Origin of the sequence: Allobosea sp. CER48 (assembly GCF_044752385.1) — a bacterium.
Taxonomy (GTDB): domain Bacteria; phylum Pseudomonadota; class Alphaproteobacteria; order Rhizobiales; family Beijerinckiaceae; genus Allobosea.
The window spans coordinates 1-1,846 of record NZ_JBIWYK010000548.1 but is presented as its reverse complement, the minus strand read 5'-3'; the positions used below and the strand labels follow the sequence as shown (position 1 = coordinate 1,846).

At 68.5% G+C, this 1,846-nt stretch carries 2 protein-coding genes; both read right to left on the bottom strand.

The genetic code is table 11. From position 1 onward, the window contains the following. Positions 1 to 61 precede the first annotated feature (61 nt). Complete coding sequence (locus ACIPIA_RS15395) at positions 62 to 1,081, bottom strand: glycosyl hydrolase family 8 (protein ID WP_400510806.1); 1,020 nt, start codon at positions 1,079 to 1,081, stop codon at positions 62 to 64. Continuing rightward, a partial coding sequence (locus ACIPIA_RS15390; protein WP_400510804.1) for a hypothetical protein occupies positions 1,078 to 1,846 on the bottom strand: 769 nt, incomplete at its 5' end. The genes ACIPIA_RS15390 and ACIPIA_RS15395, both read right to left, overlap by 4 nt.

Genomic DNA, 1,846 nt, shown 5'->3' with positions numbered 1-1,846 from the left:
CCGTAGCGCCCGAGGACGTAGAAGGCGACGCTCGATGCCGCGGCGACGATCAGGGCCGATTTCACATGCATTGCGGATACCTCTCGCGCAGCATCGAGAGGGACAGAAGCTGGAGGGTCGAGGGGTAGTAGAGCGTCGGCTGGAATGATCTCAGCTCGCCCGGGATCGGGGTGCCGTCGAGAGCGCAGGCCATGGCGGCAGCCAGGATGCGATAGCCCGCATCGGGCAGCGGTTCGACGGGCTTGCCGCTGACGATGTCGACCACCGCCGTGCCGTCCGCCCAGGCGCGCCGGAACGGTTCGAGCCGGGCCTTCTCGGCAAGCCCCGCACTGACCAGATACAGCGGAATGCGCAGAGCGTTGTAGCCGAACTGGGCCGGGAAGCCTTCGGCCGGCTTCGGCTCGGCCTTGATCGAAAGCCACTCGGGCGCCAGTGCCTTGCGCTTCGCGAGCTCGTCCAGCAGCTTCAGTCCGCTCGCCTGGACCTGCATCCAGATCGGATCGCCGGTCAGCCTGGCCATGACCGGCAGAGCTTCGAACACCCAATAGGACGGGTTGATCACAGGCCCGTCTGCCCGATCCTTTTCGGAGAAGCCGCTCGCGGCCGGCATCAGCCAGACATCGTTCCCGCGCTTCAGCAGGCCGACCTTGGCAAGCGAGCGGGCGATCTGGCGCGCGGCGTTGGTGTAGGCCGGCATGTTCCAGCGTTCGCCCGCGCAGGCGAGGGCGTAGGCGATCAGCAGATCGCCGTCGCTGGCGTTGTTGATGTCGGTGATGCGGGGGGTTGCCTTCGGGTCCCAGCGCCAGGCGGCAAGCCCGTCGTCGCGGATGAGGAGCTCCGTGCGGGTGAAGGCGAGAATGCTGGCGAAGGTGCTGCGGTCCCCCGCGAGGCAGGCCAGCAGCAGGCCGTAGCCCTGGCTTTCGCTGTGACTGATGCCGCCATTGGCATCGTCGATCACACGTCCCTCGCTCGTCACGAACTTTTGCCGGTAGAGGGCCCAGGCATCGGCAGGCACGGTCGCCCCCGCGTCCGAGAGGAAGCCGAGCAGCGCGGCTGCCAGCATGGCGAGGAAACGCTTCATGACCGGCGCCCCATACGTCCGATCATCGCCCAGGTGCCGATGCCGAGGCCGATGCAGGCCAGCAGGAGAGCCAGCGCGTAGATGCCGATGTTGCTCGACATCCAGTTGGCCAGCACGAGCCGCATGTTTGCCAGGCTGAACGGCCTCGTCATGACGAAGGAGACCTTGTCGGCCGAGATCACATGAGCCTCCTGAGAGCCCCGGAAAGCGGTGATCTTGCCGGCCATGCCCGCCCAGTTGCCCGGCGAGACCACCCGGTCGACGGTGCTTTCGAGCGCATCTTCGCGCCGGGCGACGAAGGCGGTCCAGAGCTGGGCCGTATCCGGATCGGCGGCCTGGGCGGCGACCAGCTCGGTGCCTTCGGCCGGCTCGTAGAGCGCCGGTGCGCGCGAGGGCGTGCGCAACTGCGCGATGGACAGGTCGAAGGTGCGTTGCAGCCACTGGTCGAAACCGATGAAGTAGCGGGCGATCGGGCCGCTGAGCGAATCGCGCCAGCGATCGCGAACGCCCTCCGTCGTCGGCGTCGGGCCGCCTGAAGCCTCCGGCGTCGCCTGCCGTCCCTGCAAACGGTCGATGACCGCGTCGAAGACGGCCGCGCCTTCCGCATCCGGCGTCACGACCACGGCGTCGGAGCGCAGTGGCCAGGTAGCCCGCACGTTTTCTGCCATGCCGACGCGCGGCAGCAGGCCGGCCGGCAATTGCGCGGCGGCGCCCACGATGAGGACCGGCCGGTCGCCGGCGGTCGCGGTACCGGCGACCATGTCG